Below are 306 nucleotides of genomic sequence, written 5' to 3' on the forward strand. Positions count from 1 at the left end.
GCTGCGGCAGGCGGCATTCTCGCGCGACATCTGCGTCGAAGCGGTCGGTGACGCACTGGCGGGCAAGCTCGCCACATTCGATCCCGGCCTGCCCTCGAAACAGTGCTATCATCCGACGATCTGGTACTACCTTTGGACCGGCTTGACGAAGCGCAACTGGTAGCCGGCCGGCCGCGCTATTTCACCTTTCTTTTTGCGACCTCCAATAGCGTCGCTTTTGAATGCGCGCGCGTCGTCCCATAACAAGCGGCCCCAGTGCGCATGCGGCAATGCTCGCAGCTGCTGCATCGGCCCGAAGTCGGACTC

At 62.4% G+C, this 306-nt stretch carries 1 pseudogene; it reads left to right on the plus strand.

Annotated elements, in window-relative coordinates:
• Positions 1–163: pseudogene (locus EN862_RS37280) on the plus strand (formyl transferase); the annotation flags it as partial.
• Positions 164–306 lie beyond the last annotated feature (143 nt).

The organism is Mesorhizobium sp. M2E.F.Ca.ET.219.01.1.1, assembly GCF_004016445.2.
Taxonomy (GTDB): domain Bacteria; phylum Pseudomonadota; class Alphaproteobacteria; order Rhizobiales; family Rhizobiaceae; genus Mesorhizobium.